General features: G+C 70.3%; 20 protein-coding genes, 2 tRNA genes and 1 pseudogene. 5 read left to right on the forward strand and 18 right to left on the reverse strand.

What is annotated here, in order from left to right; genetic code table 11:
• The first annotated feature begins 587 nt into the window (after nt 1-587).
• Genes E1281_RS24255 through E1281_RS24270 form a run of 4 tightly spaced genes read left to right on the forward strand, consistent with a single transcriptional unit; the run spans nt 588 to nt 2,865 of the window.
• A complete protein-coding gene (locus E1281_RS24255) occupies nt 588-845 on the forward strand; it encodes a Rho termination factor (RefSeq protein ID WP_131881949.1) in 258 nt (85 codons plus the stop codon).
• Nucleotides 846-1,202 carry a VOC family protein gene (locus tag E1281_RS24260; protein WP_131881951.1) on the forward strand — a complete coding sequence of 119 codons (357 nt, stop codon included), beginning with the start codon at nt 846-848 and terminating at the stop codon, nt 1,200-1,202. It abuts the gene before it with no gap.
• A complete protein-coding gene (locus E1281_RS24265) occupies nt 1,199-1,708 on the forward strand; it encodes a DUF1360 domain-containing protein (protein ID WP_131881953.1) in 510 nt (169 codons plus the stop codon). The genes E1281_RS24260 and E1281_RS24265 overlap by 4 nt, the downstream gene beginning before the upstream one ends.
• 56 nt (nt 1,709-1,764) lie before the next feature.
• Nucleotides 1,765-2,865 (forward strand): Vms1/Ankzf1 family peptidyl-tRNA hydrolase, encoded by a 1,101-nt coding sequence (locus E1281_RS24270; RefSeq protein WP_131881955.1) that lies wholly within the window; start codon nt 1,765-1,767, stop codon nt 2,863-2,865.
• A gap of 45 nt (nt 2,866-2,910) precedes the next feature.
• Here E1281_RS24270 and E1281_RS24275 read toward each other — a convergent pair whose 3' ends face one another.
• A complete protein-coding gene (locus E1281_RS24275) occupies nt 2,911-3,684 on the reverse strand; it encodes an SDR family NAD(P)-dependent oxidoreductase (protein WP_279433645.1) in 774 nt (257 codons plus the stop codon).
• Between E1281_RS24275 and E1281_RS24280 the strand changes: the two genes are divergently transcribed.
• A complete protein-coding gene (locus E1281_RS24280; RefSeq protein WP_279433646.1) occupies nt 3,654-4,040 on the forward strand; it encodes a MarR family transcriptional regulator in 387 nt (128 codons plus the stop codon). The genes E1281_RS24275 and E1281_RS24280 overlap by 31 nt on opposite strands.
• A gap of 264 nt (nt 4,041-4,304) precedes the next feature.
• On the opposite strand, the gene E1281_RS24285 is transcribed toward E1281_RS24280, so the two are convergent.
• The 17 genes and pseudogenes from E1281_RS24285 to E1281_RS24365 all read right to left on the reverse strand — a co-directional run.
• Nucleotides 4,305-4,377 (reverse strand) — tRNA-Ala (locus tag E1281_RS24285).
• A gap of 83 nt (nt 4,378-4,460) precedes the next feature.
• Nucleotides 4,461-4,874 (reverse strand): hypothetical protein, encoded by a 414-nt coding sequence (locus E1281_RS24290; protein ID WP_131881959.1) that lies wholly within the window; start codon nt 4,872-4,874, stop codon nt 4,461-4,463.
• A gap of 180 nt (nt 4,875-5,054) precedes the next feature.
• The gene (locus E1281_RS24295) at nt 5,055-5,987 is read right to left on the reverse strand and encodes an ABC transporter substrate-binding protein (RefSeq protein WP_131881961.1); all 933 of its coding nucleotides are present in this window, start codon (nt 5,985-5,987) and stop codon (nt 5,055-5,057) included.
• Nucleotides 5,988-6,015: 28 nt separating this feature from the next.
• Complete coding sequence (locus E1281_RS24300) at nt 6,016-7,236, reverse strand: NAD(P)/FAD-dependent oxidoreductase (protein WP_131881963.1); 1,221 nt, start codon at nt 7,234-7,236, stop codon at nt 6,016-6,018.
• 30 nt (nt 7,237-7,266) lie between these two features.
• Entirely contained in the window at nt 7,267-8,106 is an 840-nt protein-coding gene (locus E1281_RS24305) for an ABC transporter permease (RefSeq protein WP_131881965.1), read from the reverse strand.
• Nucleotides 8,107-8,130: 24 nt separating this feature from the next.
• The gene (locus tag E1281_RS24310) at nt 8,131-8,955 is read right to left on the reverse strand and encodes an ABC transporter ATP-binding protein (RefSeq protein ID WP_131881967.1); all 825 of its coding nucleotides are present in this window, start codon (nt 8,953-8,955) and stop codon (nt 8,131-8,133) included.
• A gap of 28 nt (nt 8,956-8,983) precedes the next feature.
• On the reverse strand, nt 8,984-9,985 hold the full coding sequence (locus tag E1281_RS24315) for an ABC transporter substrate-binding protein (protein WP_131881969.1): 1,002 nt from the start codon (nt 9,983-9,985) through the stop codon (nt 8,984-8,986).
• Between the two features lie 58 nt (nt 9,986-10,043).
• Nucleotides 10,044-10,409: a cupin domain-containing protein gene (locus E1281_RS24320; protein WP_131881971.1), complete on the reverse strand. Its 366-nt coding sequence runs from the start codon at nt 10,407-10,409 to the stop codon at nt 10,044-10,046.
• Nucleotides 10,406-11,068 (reverse strand): DUF2848 family protein, encoded by a 663-nt coding sequence (locus E1281_RS24325; RefSeq protein WP_207943462.1) that lies wholly within the window; start codon nt 11,066-11,068, stop codon nt 10,406-10,408. The genes E1281_RS24320 and E1281_RS24325 overlap by 4 nt, the downstream gene beginning before the upstream one ends.
• A 14-nt stretch (nt 11,069-11,082) precedes the next feature.
• Nucleotides 11,083-11,883, reverse strand: coding sequence for a carbon-nitrogen family hydrolase (locus tag E1281_RS24330; protein ID WP_131881975.1), 801 nt, complete (start codon nt 11,881-11,883; stop codon nt 11,083-11,085).
• A complete protein-coding gene (locus E1281_RS24335; RefSeq protein ID WP_243717345.1) occupies nt 11,880-12,503 on the reverse strand; it encodes a GntR family transcriptional regulator in 624 nt (207 codons plus the stop codon). Before E1281_RS24335 ends, E1281_RS24330 begins: the two co-directional genes overlap by 4 nt.
• 331 nt (nt 12,504-12,834) lie before the next feature.
• A tRNA-Ala gene (locus E1281_RS24340) sits at nt 12,835-12,907 on the reverse strand.
• A gap of 77 nt (nt 12,908-12,984) precedes the next feature.
• Nucleotides 12,985-13,647: a histidine phosphatase family protein gene (locus E1281_RS24345; protein ID WP_131881979.1), complete on the reverse strand. Its 663-nt coding sequence runs from the start codon at nt 13,645-13,647 to the stop codon at nt 12,985-12,987.
• Nucleotides 13,644-14,048: a ribosome silencing factor gene (rsfS, locus tag E1281_RS24350; protein WP_131881981.1), complete on the reverse strand. Its 405-nt coding sequence runs from the start codon at nt 14,046-14,048 to the stop codon at nt 13,644-13,646. The genes E1281_RS24345 and rsfS overlap by 4 nt, the downstream gene beginning before the upstream one ends.
• A gap of 175 nt (nt 14,049-14,223) precedes the next feature.
• Nucleotides 14,224-14,829 carry a nicotinate-nucleotide adenylyltransferase gene (nadD, locus tag E1281_RS24355; protein WP_131881983.1) on the reverse strand — a complete coding sequence of 202 codons (606 nt, stop codon included), beginning with the start codon at nt 14,827-14,829 and terminating at the stop codon, nt 14,224-14,226.
• Between the two features lie 50 nt (nt 14,830-14,879).
• Nucleotides 14,880-16,166, reverse strand: a complete 1,287-nt coding sequence (locus E1281_RS24360) for a phenylacetate--CoA ligase (protein ID WP_207943463.1) — start codon at nt 16,164-16,166, stop codon at nt 14,880-14,882.
• A 128-nt stretch (nt 16,167-16,294) separates the two neighbouring features.
• Nucleotides 16,295-16,750, reverse strand: a pseudogene (locus E1281_RS24365) (transposase); the annotation flags it as partial.

Below are 16,750 nucleotides of genomic sequence, written 5' to 3' on the forward strand. Positions count from 1 at the left end.
ACCCGACCGAACAAACATCCGGCCGAGCCGAAAAAGGCACTGGCTTTTAACACGCTGTTGAGTTCTCAAGAAACGGACACCCACCGCGCCGAACCCCGCTCCCGCAGGCCCCGGCTCCGGGGCAACCCTTCTAACTTACCTGATTCGCCACCGCTGTCAAGCCGATCAACCAAGATCTTTTCGACAGACGGTCAACTCACCAAGCCCCCACACAACGACACACCAACAGGCCGAAGCCCCATCAGAAGATCGTTTCGCAGGAGGCGCCCTCCGGGCCGGCCACCTCGCGGCGTCCTGCATCCCGTTCAGGCTTGCCATTCAAGAGTACCCCGGCCCGCAGCAAGCTTCGAACCGTTTTCTCTGTCGGCGTTCCCCGGGGCCGTCCGCCGGTCGGCGTCCCGCATCCCCTTGGGGCACGTCAGAGATTAGACAGCACCGGAGACTCCGTCAAATCCAGCCGTCCTCTCCCCGTCCGACTCTGGAAACCCGCTGTTCACAGCCGGTCCGGGCGGCACACGACCGGGCGTGCTCACCGGCGGCGCGCGCCCAGCCATGTGTGGAGCGCGTACGTGGGGTACGTGTCCGATATGCCTAGAGCGCAGATCAAGGACGAGAAGACGTACCAGGGACTCCGCGACCGGGGCGAGAGCAAGGAGAAGGCTGCACGGATCGCGAACGCCTCAGCGGGCCAGGGCAAGAAGAAGGTCGGACGCAAGGGCGGCAAGAACCCGTCCTACGACGACTGGTCGAAGGACGACCTGCTGAAGCGCGCCCGGGAGATCGGCATCAAGGGACGTTCGTCGATGAACAAGTCCAAGCTGATCCGAGCGCTGCGCGATCACTAGATGGAACTGGTCTTCGTCCTGGACTGCCACGATCCCGAAGCTCTGGCCGGCTTCTGGGCCGCGGCACTGGGATACGACCGCGGCGAGTTCGAGCCCCCATACGTGGCACTCACGGATCCGTCGGGGAAGAGGCCACGACTCTTGCTGCAGCGGGTCCCGGAGCCGAAGGCCGCGAAGAACCGGATGCACCCTGACCTGCGAATCACCGACATGCACGCAGAGCTCTCCCGGGTGATGGCGCTCGGCGCCACGATCGTCCGCGGCCCGTTCGTGGACGACGGCTGGCCGACCACGGTGCTCGCCGATCCCGAGGGCAACGAGTTCTGCCTGATCGCCCCACCGGAGGAGGAGTCATGAACGCGGTCGTCGACACCGCGCGCAGGCAGAAGGAGGAGTACGCCGGCGCGGAGGACCGCCCGCTCGGCTCCTACCTCGGCACTCTCGCCGTGTACGGGTTGACCACGGGCGCGATGGTGCTGGTGGGGCGCCGCCTGCGGGACCGGGCGCCGTCCATCGGCCTCGGCGACCTGGCCCTGATGACGATCACCACGCACAAGCTGTCCCGGCTGATCGCGAAGGACCCGGTGACGAGCCCGCTGCGTGCCCCGTTCGTTCGGTATTCCGGGACGTCCGGGCCCGCCGAGGTGGCGGAGGAGGTCCGCGGGAAGGGTGCCCGGCACGCGGTCGGAGAGCTGATCACCTGCCCGTTCTGCACGGCGCAGTGGGTCGCGACCGCCTATACGGCGGGCCTCGTCTTCGCTCCGCACGCCACCCGGCTCGCCGGTGCCACGATGACGGCGGTCGCGGGCTCGGATTGGCTACAGCTCGCCTACGCGCGGCTCCAGCAGTCCGCCGAGGGATGAGTCCCTAGGCCACTTCGTTTCACGTTTGTCCCAGATAGTGCGGGTACGGCCATCCCATGGATCTGTCATTCCTCAAGACGCTGTACCAACGTCCGGGCCCCTATGCATCGGTGTACATGGACTTCACCCGGACCACCGAGGACGCGTCCAAGGCCATCGAGCTGCGGTGGCGGGCGCTGCGCGCGGACCTGGAGGCACAGAACGCACCGAAGGGCATGCTGCACGCGATCGAGCAGACCATCGACGAGGAGGCACGGGAACGCCGCTCCGAAGGTTTCGTGATCTTCGCGGCGGACGACGAGGTGGTGCGCACCGAGCGGCTCGACACGGCCCCCCGCTCCCCCCGGGCGACGCTCGCGCCGCTGCCAGACGTCCTTCCCTACCTGGCCCAGCGCGGTGAGAGGTTCCCGCACCTGCTGGCCGTCGTCGACCGTCGCGGGGGCGCGATCGACTGCGTCACGGCGCAGGGGCGGCACGAGCACATCGACGTGGAGGGCGACGAGGACTACCCGATCCGCAAGACGAAGGCGGGCGACTGGAACCAGTCCCGGTTCCAGCGCTCGGCCGAGAACGTCTGGAAGGCCAACGCCAAGAAGGTCGCCCACGAGATCGACCGCGCCGCCGAACGCTGCGGTGCCGAGGCCATCGTGATCGCCGGTGACGTCCGCGCCCGAAACGCCGTCTTGGAGGAGGTCTCGGAGCACGTCCTGGAGCGCACCGTCGAGACGGACAAGAACACCACCGTCGACGACCCCGACTTGGACGCCGAACTCCGCCGTGTCCTTGACCTGAAGACGACCGAGCACATCATGACCGTCGCCGAACGCTTCGACCGCGAACTCGCCAATGGCCAGCGGGCCGTCGCCGGCCTGCCCGCCACCACCGAGGCGGTCCGGCAGGGGCGCGTCGAGACGCTCCTGCTGGACGAGGACCCGGACTCCGTCTCCCGCCTCTGGGTCGGCCCGGACCCCGCACAGATCGCGACCAGCGCCGCCGAACTCCGCGACGAGTTCGGCGTCACCGATCCTCACGAAGACCGAGCGGACTCCGCCCTGGTCAGAGCCGCCGCAGCCATGGACGGCGAGCTGGTCGTCCTCCCGTCCAACGGCCCAACGCAGCCCGTCCACGTCGGCGCCGTCCTCCGGTTCACCGCCTGACGCCACCACAGGCCGCCCTCTCGGCGTCGACCAGGGCGATGCCCTTCAGAAGCGGGTGTCGCGTACCGTCGCTTCGCAGCGATCCAGGTCGGCGAGTTGGGATGTGAGCTTGGCGCGGATGCGATCAACGGCTTCCGGTCCGAGGGGAAGGCGCAGCGGGGACGCCGGGTCGTCGACGGCCTCCAGGATGATCTTCGCGGCCCGGTCCGGATCGTTGGGCTGGTGCCCGTCCTGGTCGGCGAATCCCTGGCGCACGCGTCCGGCGGAGGTGTCGGCGTAGGCGTCGATCGCCGAGGCGAAACGCATGGACCTGCCGGCGAAGTCGGTGCGGAACGGCCCGGGCTCGACGATGGTGACGCGGATGCCCCAGGGAGCGACTTCTCCGGACAACGCCTCGGAGAAGCCCTCGAGTGCGAACTTGGACGTGCCGTAGGCGGCGTGCCCCGGATTGGCGACCACGCCGCCGACCGACGACATCTGCACCACATGGCCTTGCGCGCGTGCACGCATGTGCGGCAGCACCGCCCTGGTGACCCGCAGCACCCCGAGCAAGTTCACGTCCAGGACGGTTCTCAGGTCGTCATCGGTGAGTTCCTCGGCCACCCCGGCGAGCCCGTGCCCGGCGTTGTTCACCAGGACGTCGATCCGCCCGTGCGTGCGAACCGCCTCGTTCACGGCCTCGTCGCACATGGTGGAGGTGGACCCCGCCGTCGAGGCGGCCCGGCAGCGCATCGGCCGTCTGGCCAGGATGTTCACCCGCTCCTTGGAACAGGGCGAGCGAGGAAGGTCTGAGCGTCGCGGACTGGGAGGCGCTCTCAGTGATCGTGCGCGCGGGCGGTCGGTGCACGCCGACGGCCCTGGCTCAGGCCCTCCGGCTCACGTCGGGAACGGTCAGCACACGCTTGAACCGGCTCCTTCAGGCTGGCTTGATCACGCTGGGCACCGGCACCGACGGCCGCTCGCGGCCGGTGTCCGTCACCAGTGACGGTTTCGCGCGATGGCGGCGGGCCACGGCCCGCCGGACCCGGTCCGAGCGCCAGATCTTCGATGAACTCACCGGTGACGAGATCGACACCCTGAACGACCTGCTACGCCCTTTGCTTCACCGCTACGAGGCCACGCTCGGAACCGCGCCCCGCCATGACCTCACCGGACACCCCCGCCCCGAGTCATGAAGACCAGTCCGGCCCAACACACATCGACGCAAGCACCACACACGAAGGGCCACTACCCAAAACCGGACACAGCCCCACACCGGGGGTTCCACCGAGCCGCCCCCTGGAGTAACGCACCCACGCCTTTCCGCAGAGACCGCAACCACGAGGGGGCGTGGGGGCGGAGCCCCCACACCGGGGGTTCCAGGGGGTCGCCCCCTGGACAAACACGACGAAGGAGTGATGGCCCGCGCTTTCTGCGGGCATGCCTCTCTCAACTCCGAGTGGAGCTATGGGGATTCGAACCCCAGACCTCCTCCATGCCATGGAGGCGCGCTACCAACTGCGCCATAGCCCCTCGGTCGAGGAAAAGCTTAGTGCACGTTGGGAGCGGTTCGGACGCGGGCTGCGGAGGTCGTCCCTCCGCAGCCCGCAGGGGCGTCAGTTCGTCGGCGCGCTGTAGGAGTGCCACCGGTCGTTGATCGTCGGCACGTGGACGGTGAGGTTCTCCGGCCATTCGATTGGGAGGCCGAGGAGCTTGCTGTCCTCGACGGTCTGACCGGTCTCGGTCGTGTACTTGCTGTCGAGCTCCTGGGTGTACGCGTCCTGGTGCAGCCCGTCCTGGTGCGTGCCCTCCTCCTGCTGGTTCGCCTTGTTCATCGAGCACAGGGTCCGGCCGACGTCGGGCTGGTCCGGGAGCAGCTTGAAGTACGAAAGGATCTTGAGCGCCTCTACGCACTCTTGTTCGGTGTGGGTCTCCTCGGCCGGGGGCGGCGCCTCCTGCGCCCATGCGGGTGCGCCGATCGCGGTCACGGCCGCCGCGGCCAGTGCGGCGGGCAGCAGCCTTGCGGACATCCGGCTTCTCATGGGACAGCCTCATCTCGATCATGCATCGCCACTACGTGGCTGTTCCCGCATGATCGACATTCTGAAGCGCGGCCGGACGAAAGGCAGCCGCGACCATGGCCAACCCTTTGCGGTCAGGGCCCAACGAGGGGTTCGCCGGCCTCGAACGAAGGAACCGGCCCGCGGGCGTCAGCGGTCTCCGACGGTCCAGACGTCGTGGAAGCGGGTCGCCACCACGGCGTCATAGGTGACGGGGGCGTCGAGGAGTCCGCTGTGGCGGCCGAAGTCGACCAGGGCGTGGACTGTCTCCGGGGCGATCCGCGGGTCGTAGAACGGCGCGTCCCGGCGCACGAGTTCGGCGATCAGGGACGCCTCGCGCGGCGGGAAGAGCCGCTCGCCGACTTCGGTGGCCCGGCCGGGGTCGTCGCGGAGGACCGCCTGCGCCCGGACGATCGCGCGCGTGATGGCGGCGACGGCGTCGGGACGGTCGGCGATGGTCTCGTCGGCGACCGCGAGGGCGGGGAAGGTGTAGTTCTCGGCCCCCGGCGGGCCGTCTCCGCGCCGGGCGTCGAGGACGAGGATGCCGGTGCCGTCCCGGAGCGCCAGTTCGGCGCCCATCCCGTTGGCCCAGAAGCCGTCGATCAGTCCTTCGCCGAGCGCCTGGGCCGCGGCGAGGCCGAAGGAGGTGCCCGCTCCCTCGGTCGCGGGGACGGGGCCGATCTCGATCCCGTCCGCCCGGGTGTCGATCCCGGCCGCCGCGAACAGCCGCCGCAGCCCGAGGTCGGGGCCCGGCGCGGCGCCGATCCGGACGTCGCGCAGGGCGCCGAGATCGCCTCGGACGACGCCCAGGTCCGGGCGCATGACGAGGAACCAGTACATGTGCTGTGACAGCGCGGCGACCAGCTTCGCGCCGCGCCACTGCGGGAAGGCGTGCATCGGCGCGTGCGCGGCGCCGGCCAGGAAGTCGATCTTCCCGGTGCGCAGCGCCTCGGCGGCGTCGGTGACGGGGTAGAGCAGGTCCAGGTGGACGTCCAGTCCCTCGTCGCGGGCCAGGCCGAGGTCCACGGCGGTGATGGCCGGGAAGTACGACGGAGAGATCAGGTCGGGTACGGCGATTCGCAAGATTCGTTCCTCGGGGCGTCGGGGCCGGTCAGTCGATCGCTCGGGCGCGGGCGACGGCGTCGAGCAGGGAGGTCCTGCGGAGGAATCTGCGCTGCTCCTCCTTGTCGTTGCTGATCGCCGCGAGGCGGTCGAGCCTCGCCCGCCTCGCCGCCGGGTCCTTCTCCTCCAGCCGCTGCTTGTTGTCGACGGTCTGCTGCTGGACGAACTCGATGTTGACCGTGCGGCGGCGGCGCTCGTACCGGTCCAGCAGCGCGGGCGCGGCCCGTCCGGCGGTCACGTCGTCGACGGTGCTCACCAGCTCCATGGCGTCGTGGACGCCGCAGTTCAGGCCGAGCCCGCCGATCGGGTTGTTGACGTGCGCCGCGTCCCCGGCCAGGAACACCCGCCCGGACCGGAAGGCGGCGGCGACGCGCTGGTGCACGTTGTAGATGTTGCGGTGCACCAGGGGGCGCGGCCCGGACGCCGGATGGATGCGGGACATGACCTGCTCGGCGTACTCGTCGCCGAGCACGTCCTCGTCGGTCTGGTCGGGGCGGGCGGCGAACACCACCCGCCAGCGGCCCCGCATGTCGTCGCCGGCGACCTTGAACAGGTTCACCCACTGGTCCGGGTCGGCGAAGTAGGCGCGCCTGCTACAGCCCATCTCGGCGCCGAAGTCGTACCGCGTGGTGAGCACCGCGAACCGTTCCGGCCAGGTGTAGCCCTCGAACTCGGTGCCGATGGACTTGCGCACGGTGCTGCGGCCGCCGTCGCAGCCGAACAGCCAGTCGCCGGTCAGGACGTCGGTCCCGGACCCGTGACCGGTGCGGACCGTGACGCGGTCCGCGTCCTGCTCGATCGAGTCGACGGTCCAGCCGAGCCGGAGGTCGACGTCCGGCATCCGGCGCAGCCGGTCCAACGCGATCCGGACCAGCTTGTGCTGCTCGGTCTGCACCACGTACGGGAACGGGGTGTCGTCGCGCAGGGTGTCGTGGTCCATCCGCGCTACCAGGGTGCCGGTGGCCTTGTCCCAGTAGTCGAAGTACCGGCACTCAAGGCCCACGGCGAGGAACTCGTCGGTGATGCCCACCTGGTCGATGAGTTCCAGGGTGGACGGATGGAAGGTCGCCGCCCGCGGCGCGTCGTCGGTCTCGATGCCGGCGTCGCGCTCGACGACGGTCACGCGGAACCCGCGTTGCGCGGCGGCGAGCGCGGTGACGGCGCCGACCGGACCGGCTCCGGCGACGATGATGTGGTCTCGGTCTGCCATGTCTCCCTCGAAGAATCCGTGGTCCGGGGTTCAGCCCCGGTCGGCGTCCGCGGGCCGGCCCCAGGGCGCGACCCTGGTCTCCAGCCAGCCGACCAGGCGGGTGAACCCGACGCCGAGGATCATGAGCACGGTCACCGGCACGAACAGCCCGGCCGTGTCGAACCGCTGGCCGGCCAGGATGATCTGCCCGCCGAGCCCGCCGATCGCGGTGAAGAACTCGGCGATCACGATCGCGATCACCGCGCGGCCGATGCCGAGCCGCAGCCCGGTCATGATGTGCGGCACGGTCGCCGGAAGGATGATCTTCCGCATGATCGCGAACTCCGACGCCATGAACGACGTGCCGACCTCGGTCAGCGAGCGCGGCACCGCCCGCACGCCCGCACGCGTGTTGATCACGATCGGGAACACGGTCATCACCACGACGATCACGACCTTCACCGTGAAGCCGAGCCCGAACCAGAGCATGAACAGCGGGATGAGCGCGACCAGCGGCATGGCGTAGCCCGCGGTGACGTAGACGCCCAGCGCGGCGTCCGCGGCGCGGTAGCGGCCGATCAGCAGGCCGACCGGTATGCCGATGAGCGCCGCGACGCAGAAGCCGAGCAGGAGGGGCTGGAGGCTGTCGAGCAGGGCCTCGGGCAGCAGCCCGGACTCGATCTGGACGCCGAACTTGCGGACGATGGCGCTGGGGTAGGAGGAGAAGATCGGGTTCATCCGGCGTCCGGTGATCTCCCAGAACGCCAGCACCACGAGGAGCGATCCGGTGGTGATCAGCCCGCCCCGGTGGCGCCGGTGGAACGGCGGCGCGGGCCGGGCCGACACGGCCGGACGTTCCGCCTTCTGGTCGCTGTGGTCGGTGAGTGTCATGCCTGTACTCCGTCCGGGGTGGGACTAGCTGCCGGCGGGCGCCGTCGCGGCGGCGGCCGGTCGCGCGCCGGCCATGAGCCGGCGCCAGATCTCGTAGCGTTGGTCGCTGAACTCCTTGAGCCCGCGCATGGTCACCAGGTCGGTCCGCGGACGGGCGATGCCGACCGGGAAGACCTCGTCGACGCGGCCGGGGTTCGGTGCCATGAGGACGACCCGGTCGGCGAGCAGGACGGCCTCGTCCAGGTCGTGCGTCACGAAGACGATCGTCTTGCCGGTCTCCTGGTGGATGCGCAGCACCTCGGCCTGCAGCCCTTCGCGCGTCTGCGCGTCGAGCGCGCCGAACGGCTCGTCCATCAGCAGGACCGCGGGGTCGACGCTCAGCGCCCTGGCCAGGCCGACGCGCTGCTGCATGCCTCCGGACAGCTGGTCCGGACGGCGGTCGGCGGCGTCCTCTAGGCCGACGAGCCGGAGCGTCTCCATCGCCGTGCGGCGGCGCTCCTCCTTCGGGACGCCGCGCACCTCGAGCCCGAACTCGACGTTCTCCAGGGCGCTGCGCCAGGGGAAGAGCTGCGCGTGCTGGAAGACCATGCTGCGGTCTTCACCGCACCCCCGCACCTCGGCACCGTTCACCAGCACGCGCCCGGAGTCGGCCCTTTCGAGCCCGAGCAGGATGCGCAGCAGCGTCGTCTTCCCGCAGCCGCTGAGCCCGGTCAGCGCGATGATCTCGCCCGGATCGATGTGCAGCGACACATGGTCGAGTACGTGGACCTCTTCGACCCGCTTGCCGGAGCGCACCGTGAAGCTCTTGGACACGTCCTCGATCGACACGCCCGCCTGGTTACCGTCCATGGCTTTCTCCTTCCGCTTGAGGGGCCGGTCAGGGCTGCGTCATCGCCAGCGCGTCCCGCTGCGGGCGCTCGTCGATGAGTTTCGCGAGGTCGGCCGGCCGGTCGAGCCGTCCGGTCGTGGTCAGCAGGTTCGACAGGTAGCCGAGCCGCTTGCGGTGGACGCCGGCGTCGGGGTCCACGAGCTTCTTCTGGACGATCAGGTCGTTCATGTAGGTGATGTAGGAGTCGTCGGGGGTGGTGCCCGCCTCCTTCGCCGCGAGTTCCCTGGTCTCCTCGGGATGGTCGTAGGCGTAGCGGAAGCCGTCCATCAGCCCGGCCAGGTAGCGGCGCGCGGCCTGCGGCTTGTCGGCCACCCGGTCGTTGCGCGCGATGATGGAGTAGCGCGGGTAGTCCGGGACGATGTCGGTGGACAGGGCCACCACGTTGACGTCGTCCTTCTCGGCCCGCGGCACGTAGTCGGCGGGCGAGGACGCGGCATCGGTGGTGCCCGCGACGACCGCCCGGTAGCGGTCGGCGTTGCCGCCGCCGTTGAGCTTCTGCATGGACTCGATCGAGGCGCCGGAGCGGCCGAGCATCACGCCCGTGATCGTCGCCGGCAGCCCGGTCGGCGAGGAGATCGCCATGCTCCTGCCGTCGAGCTGGTCGAGGCGTGTGATCCCCTCCTTCGCGTAGATCGCCCAGGGCAGCCCGATCATGGTCGAGCCGATGATCGACGCGTCGAGGTCGCCGCGCTGCGAGGCGATGAAGAAGGCGCCGGCGTTCTGCTCGATCGCGTCCACCTCGCCGGAGGCCAGCGCGGGCAGCGCCTGCGATGCGCTCTGCAGCGTGACGTACTCGACCTCGACGCCGCGGTCGTCGAAGAAGCCCTTCTCTTCGGCCATCTTGAGGAAGCCGCAGTCCGTCGAGCACTGCAGCGTGCCGATCTTCCAGGTGAGCTTGTCACCGGCGTCCGTCCCGACGCCGCAGCCGGCACCGAGGAGGGTGACGAGAAGCAGCGGGATCAGCGCGCGGCGTCGTGGCCGGGTTCTCATGGCGCATCCTTCCGATGATGACTTCGGGCCGGCCCCCGCCGCGGCCCCGGGATTGGCGTCAGGTGGTCGCCTCGCGGGACGCGCCGCGGTAGCGGACCTCGAAGGTCAGCACTCCCTCGTCGGTCCGCCAGGGGCCGTGCGGCATGCCCGGCGGGCGGCACGCGTACATCCCGGCGGTGAAGGTCTTGCCGAGGCTGAGGTCCTCGAAGGACCCCTCGATGATGTAGACCTCCTCCCAGAAGTCGTGCCGCTGGACGCCCATCGGGGTGGAGTCGGCGCCCGGCTCGTAGCGCAGGATGCGGGTGGCGACACCGGAGTCGCCGTCCGCGGCCAGGATCCGCTCGGTGATCTTCGGGTCGTCGCCGGGGCAGACGGTGAACTCCACGTCGGTCACCGGGAAGAACTCGTACTCGGTCTTGCTCATGGGGTGCTCCTGCGGGTCGTGTAGGAGTGCGTCAGGCGCGGGCCTGCGGGCAGGTTCAGGCTCAGCGACCAGGTGTCGCCGTGCACGAACGTCCCGCCAAGGAGGGCCAGCGTTCCGCAGAACAGCACCAGGTCACCGGCCACGTCGCCGATGGTCGCGGTCATGCGTTCGACCAGGTCCGCGGGGTGCCGCAGGGACGACACCGCCCCCGCCTGGTAGGGCCGCCCGTCCACTTCGGACCGCGCCTCGATCGCGTCCCAGTCCGGGAAGGACAGGTCGGACCCGATCTCCAGCACGCCGCTGCCCACGGGTTTGGGGCAGGCGGCCTTGGACGCGGCGATGTCGCTCCGCTCGAGCTCCCGGTCGGTGTGGTCCGAGCCCACCCCGAGGAAGTAGCCGCCGTCGTGCCTGACCAGCACCGGCTCCACCTCGCCGGAGGTGGCGGGCCCGGGGACGTCCACCTGGCCGGCGGTGCTGAGCAGAGCGGGGTCCAGGTCGTAGAACATCGGCACCGACGGCGGCGGTGGCACGCCGATGGCGGCCAGCTCGTCGATGTGCTCCATCACGGCCGCCTCGTCCCTGGCGGTGTACCCGGCCACGACGAGCCGCGCCGGGCGGACGGGCAGCGGCTCGCCCGAGTCGGCCACAGTGAAGTCCAAGGTCTCGCTGAGGGTCATACGTGGGAGCTCGCCCTTCGGTCGCTGAAATCCAGATCGGTCCGCCGGTCGGCGAGCACCGGGAACTCCTCCCGTGCCCGTCCGACCACCGCGGGGTCGACGTCGCACCGGGTCACGCCTTCTTCGGTGCCGGCCTCGGCGAGGACCGCCCCCCACGGGTCCACGACGCGGCTGTGCCCGCCGAGTTCGGCACCGGCCGCGTTGCACGCGATGAGCAGTACCTGCTCCTCCACCGCACGGCAGGACGTGAACAGCCGCCAGTGCTCCAGGCGCGCGGCGGGCCACGCCGCGGGGACGATCACGATGTGCGCGCCGCCGTCGACCAGGCCCCGCCACAGCTCCGGGAACCGCAGGTCGTAGCACGTCGTCGCCGCGACCCGCCCCAGACCGGTCGAAGCCACCTCGGCCTCGTCACCGGGCGTGAGCAGCTCCGCCTCGCGCGACCGGTACCCGAACACGTGGATCTTCCGGTACACGTGCTCGACCTCACCGGCGGGCGAGAGCAGCACCGCCGTGTTGAACAGCCGGCCGTTCCCGTCGCGTTCGACGAAACTGCCGAGATGCACATGCGCGTCCAGCTCCCGCGCCCAACCGCGTGCCGCGTCGAGCGTGGGCCCTTCGAAGGGCTCCGCCTCCGCGTCGTAGGCGTCGAACGAGAAGTAGCCCGCGGCCCACAGCTCAGGGAGGACGACGAGGTCCACGTCGCCCGAGCCGAGCACGAGGTCACCGACCCGCTCCCGCCGTTCCCCGACCGGTTCCCCGGCCGGGCTGCTCACCTGGACCAGGGCGACCCTCATGAAAGTCCTCCGACGGAATGCCCGCCGGGCCGCTCGACGGGGATCGGCAGCCGAAGGACGGCCAGCGTGCCGGCCAGATGCGCGGCCAGGGCGTCGCAGGCGTCACCGGCCGCGATGGCGCGCACGATCGCGGCGTGCTCTTCGAGCACCGTCCTCGCGCGGTTCTCCTCGCTCACCAGAGCGCGCACACCCATCCGGATCTGCCGCTCCCGCAGCGATTCGTAGAACTCCTCGAGCACCGGGTTGCCCGCCTGCCGGACGATCGCCCGGTGGAAGGCGCGGTCCTGGTCGATGAACTCGACCGGGTCGTCGATGAGCTTCTCCTGCTCGCCCAGGATCCGTTCGAGCTCCCGGACGAAGTACGGGTCCGCCGGGACGACTCGCTGGACGCACCAGTCCTCGACCAGCCCCCGCGCCTCCATCACCGCCTGGATCTCGCTGTCGGAGATCGGCGGGATGTAGGCCCCCTTCTTGGGGACGATCGTCAGCAGCCCCTCGGTCTCCAGCCGCAGCAGCGCCTCCCGCACGGGCGTCCGCGAGGTCCCCGCGGCCTGCGCCACCTCCGACTCGCTCAGGAACACCCCACCGTCCCGAGGCAGCTCGGAGATGTGCCTCTTCAACCACTCATAAGTGAGGTCCTGAGCCGACGGACCCTGTCTGCCGACATGCTGTGCACTGCTCATAGGCAACTTGTATACATGTTGTGGACACACCGCACAAGAGCCCGTGAACCAGACGAACCGGGGGATGCGGTCCTGGTCAGCCCAGGGAGGCGACGATTCCGAGCGCGTCCTGATGGAGGTGCGCATGCCTCACATGTGGAGCTTCAGCCGGGAGGGGGCGGGGGGCGGAGCCCCCACATCGGGGGTCCCCGCGGGGACCCCCTGGGCCAACATGACAAAGGAGTGACGGCCCACGCTTTCCGTGAGCACGCCACTCCCAACTCGTTTGTGGAGCTATGGGGATTCGAACCCCAGACCTCCTCCATGCCATGGAGGCGCGCTACCAACTGCGCCATAGCCCCGCCGCTGCGTGGACGTTCATCCCGCAGCGCCTCGCCAGTGTATAGGACGGCGAGGGTGGGTCTCGAATCGTTTCCGGTCAGGTGCCCGTGTTGGGGCGGTCGTCGCTGAGGACGGGTTCGGGAAGGGTGCCGGCGTTGTGCTCGACGAGGCGCCAGCCGCCGTTGCGCATCTCGGTGACGACGGACCAGCAGCAGTTGGACAGGCCGCCGAGGCGCTCCCAGACCTCTTCGGGAAGGCCGAGCAGGTGGGACATGCCGAGCCGCAGGGCGGCGCCGTGGGACGCGACGACGAGCTGGCCGGTGGGCGGCAGGTCGTCGAGGGCGCGTTCGAGCGCGGCGCCGACGCGCTTGGCGACCTGGGCGCTGGTCTCTCCGCCGGGCGGCTCCCAGACGGCCCGCTCGGCCGGGTAGCGCTCGCGGATCTCGCGGGCGCTGAGCCCCTCCCAGGCGCCGCCGGCGCGTTCGACCAGGTCGTCGTCGTAGCGGACGGGGAGCCCGGTGATGTCGGCGAGGGCCTGGGCGGTGTCGGCGGCCCTGCGCAGCGGTGAGGCGAGCAGGGCGGTGGGGCGGAGCCCGGCGAGCAGGCCGGCGGCGCGCCTGGCCTGCTGGACGCCGGTCTCGTCGAGGGGGATGTCGGTCCTCCCTTGGAAGAGGCCCTCGACGTTCCAGGCGGTCTGGCCGTGCCGCCAGAGGACGAGGCGGCGCCGGCCTGGCTCGCGGGTGGTGCGCGCGTCGCTCACTCGGGGCTCCCGACGGCGCGCGCGGCCTGGTGGGCGGTGACGCTCGCGGGCAGTTCGAGGAGGGGGCAGTCTTTCCAGAGCCGTTCGAGAGCGTAGAACATGCGGTCTTCCTCGTGCTGGATGTGCACGATGATCTCCGCGTAGTCCAGCAGGACCCAGCGCCCCTCGCGTTCGCCTTCGCGGCGGACGGGCTTGGCGTCGCCCTCCTCGCGGAGGCGTTTCTCGACTTCGTCGACGATGGCGCGGACCTGGCGGTCGCTGGGGGCCGAGCAGAGCACGAACGCGTCGGTGATGACGAGCTGCTCGCTCACGTCGTAGGCAAGGATGTCGTCGGCCAGCTTGTCGCCTGCCGCCTCGGCGGCGATCCGGACGAGCTGCGCCGCCCTCTCGGATGCGGTCACGATGCGCTCGCGATCCTCCCTGTAGGGGTCGTCTCCGCTAACACCTTCTCACGGGCGCCGGTCGACGGACCTCTTTGTCGCTGTTCGACCGCATCGCTGATGCGGTCCTGCTCATTCCAGGGTATGCGGCGTGTGCGACAAGCGGCGTCCGGTGAGGGGGACGGGGGTCAGCCGGTCATCCGGCCGGAGCGACACGGTAGAGGTCGCGCTTGTTGATGTACTGGACGATCCCGTCCGGGACGAGGTACCAGATGGGTTCGCCGGAGTGGACGCGGTCGCGGCATTCGGTGGAGGAAATGGACAGGGCCGGGACCTCCATGAGGGAGACTCCCCCGTTGGGCAGGCCGGGATCGGCGAGCCGGTGGCCGGGGCGGGTGACGCCGACGAAGTGGGCCAGTTCGAAGAGTTCCTCGGTGTCCTGCCAGGTCAGCATCTTCTCCAGCGCGTCGGCGCCGGTGATGAAGAACAGGTCGGTGTCGGGCCCGTGGATCTCGCGCATGTCGCGCAGCGTGTCGACGGTGTAGGTGGGGCCGGGGCGGTCGATGTCGACGCGGCTGACCGAGAAGCGGGGGTTGGACGCGGTGGCGATCACGGCCATGAGGTAGCGGTCCTCGGCGGCGGCGATCTTGCGGGGCTCCTTGTGGGAGGACAGGCCGGTGGGCACGAACACGACCTCGTCGAGGGAGTAGAAGTGCGCCACCTCGCTCGCGGCCACGAGGTGCCCGTGGTGGATCGGGTCGAACGTGCCGCCCATGACCCCGAGCCGCCGCTTTTGCGTCATGACGACGAGAATAACCGCGCGGGACGGTGCCCGTAACGATCGGGCCCGGGTCAGGCCAGGCCGGGCAGCGGCGGGGCGCCGTCCTCCCAGGAGACGACGCGGACGGCCTTGCCGACCTCGACCCTCGGCACGGTGCCCTCGGGGAGGACGAACACCTCGGCGGACAGGCCGAGCGACGCGTTGAGGCCGCGGGCGAGCTCGTCCCGGGGGTCGCCCGACAACGCCTCGCAGGCGACGAGGAGGCGCACGGCGGGGCTGCGGCGGTCGACCACGAGCTGGTAGTGCGGCCGGACGAGCCCGCTCCCCAGCAGTACGCGCTCGACCTCGCTCGGGTAGACGTTGACGCCCCGGACGACGAGCATGTCGTCCGCGCGCCCGAGCACCTTGCTCATCCGGACCAGCGTCCGTCCGCAGGGGCACTCGCCGCGGTCCAGGGACGCCATGTCGCCCGTCCGGTAGCGCAGCAGGGGCAGGGCCTGCTTGGTCGGCGTCGTGAACACCAGCTCGCCGGGGGCACCGTCCTCGACGGGGTCGCCCGTCCCGGGGTCGACGGCCTCGACGATGAAGTGGTCCTCGTTGACGTGCAGGCCGTTCTGCTCCAGGCACTCGGTGGCCACGCCGGGGCCGATGACCTCGGAGAGGCCGTAGATGTCCATCGCCTTGATCGGCAGCACGCTCTCGATGGCGGTGCGCAGCTCCTCCGACCACGGCTCGGCTCCGAACAGGCCGGCTTTCAGCGCGTGCGGTTCGGCGCCCGCCTCGGCAAGGGCCTCGCCGAGGCGCAGGGCGTAGGCGGGGGTGCAGGTCAGGACGTCCGCCCGGAGGTCGGTGAGCATCCGGACCTGCCGGTCGGTCATGCCGCCCGACATCGGCACCACGGTCGCGCCGAGCGCGACCGCCCCCTGATGGATGCCGATCCCGCCGGTGAAGAGCCCGTAGCCGTAGGCGTTGTGGACGATGCTGCCCGGTGAGGCCCCCGCGCAGGACAGGGAACGCGCGCACATGGCCGCCCACAGGTCGAGGTCGGCCTTGGTGTAGGCGACGAGCGTGGGCCGCCCCCGCGTCCCGCTGGAACCGTGCACGGCGGCGACCTGGTCGCGGGGAACGGCCAGCATCCCGAACGGATAGTTGTCCCAGAGGTCCTGCTTGGTGGCGAATGGGAGGTCGCGGAGTCCCGCGAGCGTCACGTCCGCCCCGCCGACGACGCCGGCCTCCTTGAGCCGCCGCCCCTGCACGCCGCCGGCCGCGAGCAGCCGGTCGACCAGGCCCCACAGCCGGTGCCGCTGGAGCGCGGCGCGCTCGTCCGGGGACATCGCCTCGGCTTTCGGGTCGAACATGGATCGCCTCCCTGGCGCGGCCAGAGCCGGACGGGATCCCCCTTCCCCGACACTCCGGGGAACCCTGCGGCGCGGTGGTTCGTCGGAACTACCATGCCAGACTTGGCTTTCCCCCTGTTGATAGGAGATTCCTGCTTCATCGCCGATTGCCCGCTCGGAAAGAAGTCTCCCGTTGAGGTCTGACATCGGCTCCACAGGCGTTTCGCCTCTCCGCCAGCCCGACGGCGAGGATGTTCCGGGCCGCGTTGACGTCCCGATCATGAATCACTCCGCACGAGCACTCCCACGTGCGGACGCCCAGCGGCATGGTCTCCCGGGCGGCACCGCATTCCGAGCAGCGCTTGGACGAGGGGAACCAGCGGTCGATCACCACCAGGTCCCGTCCGTACCAGGAGCATGTGTACTCCAGCATCGACCGCATCTCCCGCCGAGCCGCGTCCGTGATCGCGCGCGCGAGACGATGGTTGCGGATCATGCCCCTGACATTCAGACGCCGTTCGGATCGCTCATGACAGGGATTGGGCACCTTCTGCCCCGCGGACGTGGTGGCGAGAGCCGTGATACCGGCGTCCACCCCCACCACC

This window comes from Actinomadura sp. KC345 (assembly GCF_004348515.1).
Lineage (GTDB): Bacteria > Actinomycetota > Actinomycetes > Streptosporangiales > Streptosporangiaceae > Spirillospora.

Bases quoted from the DNA above. Each gene is read 5' to 3' on its own strand.
- E1281_RS24255 (WP_131881949.1), top strand. From the start codon at position 588: ATGCCTAGAGCGCAGATCAAGGACGAGAAGACGTACCAGGGACTCCGC.
- E1281_RS24260 (WP_131881951.1), top strand. From the start codon at position 846: ATGGAACTGGTCTTCGTCCTGGACTGCCACGATCCCGAAGCTCTGGCC.
- E1281_RS24265 (WP_131881953.1), top strand. From the start codon at position 1,199: ATGAACGCGGTCGTCGACACCGCGCGCAGGCAGAAGGAGGAGTACGCC.
- E1281_RS24270 (WP_131881955.1), top strand. From the start codon at position 1,765: ATGGATCTGTCATTCCTCAAGACGCTGTACCAACGTCCGGGCCCCTAT.
- E1281_RS24290 (WP_131881959.1), bottom strand. From the start codon at position 4,874: ATGTCCGCAAGGCTGCTGCCCGCCGCACTGGCCGCGGCGGCCGTGACC.
- E1281_RS24300 (WP_131881963.1), bottom strand. From the start codon at position 7,236: ATGGCAGACCGAGACCACATCATCGTCGCCGGAGCCGGTCCGGTCGGC.
- E1281_RS24305 (WP_131881965.1), bottom strand. From the start codon at position 8,106: ATGACACTCACCGACCACAGCGACCAGAAGGCGGAACGTCCGGCCGTG.
- E1281_RS24310 (WP_131881967.1), bottom strand. From the start codon at position 8,955: ATGGACGGTAACCAGGCGGGCGTGTCGATCGAGGACGTGTCCAAGAGC.
- E1281_RS24315 (WP_131881969.1), bottom strand. From the start codon at position 9,985: ATGAGAACCCGGCCACGACGCCGCGCGCTGATCCCGCTGCTTCTCGTC.
- E1281_RS24320 (WP_131881971.1), bottom strand. From the start codon at position 10,409: ATGAGCAAGACCGAGTACGAGTTCTTCCCGGTGACCGACGTGGAGTTC.
- E1281_RS24330 (WP_131881975.1), bottom strand. From the start codon at position 11,883: ATGAGGGTCGCCCTGGTCCAGGTGAGCAGCCCGGCCGGGGAACCGGTC.
- nadD (WP_131881983.1), bottom strand. From the start codon at position 14,829: ATGACGCAAAAGCGGCGGCTCGGGGTCATGGGCGGCACGTTCGACCCG.
- E1281_RS24360 (WP_207943463.1), bottom strand. From the start codon at position 16,166: ATGTTCGACCCGAAAGCCGAGGCGATGTCCCCGGACGAGCGCGCCGCG.